Below are 230 nucleotides of genomic sequence, written 5' to 3'. Positions count from 1 at the left end.
ATTCCGTCTTTATGAGGAAACAGGACAAACGCTTGCAACTATTATTCGAGCCTACGCCATCAGCCGTGAAGTATTTGAGGTTAAAGCGGTTTGGCAACTCCTTGAGTCACTTGATAATAAAGTCGGTGCCGAGCTGTTATTGAATCTTGAGCTACGCTTGCGAGATGCACTAGAAAGTGGAGTGGTATGGTTCATCAATGCTTTCGGTCAAAACTTGCAAGTCGCTGATA

1 protein-coding gene is annotated in these 230 nt (G+C 44.3%); it reads left to right on the top strand.

Annotated features, from left to right (window positions below):
- The coding region (locus tag AAEY79_RS16640) for a hypothetical protein (RefSeq protein ID WP_352289933.1) at positions 1–230 on the top strand (230 nt) is incomplete at both ends.

It is taken from the genome of Psychrobacter sp. GW64-MNA-CIBAN-0177, from assembly GCF_040309585.1.
In the GTDB taxonomy this organism is placed as follows: Bacteria; Pseudomonadota; Gammaproteobacteria; order Pseudomonadales; family Moraxellaceae; genus Psychrobacter; species Psychrobacter okhotskensis.
This window is presented reverse-complemented; position numbering and strand designations above follow the sequence as displayed.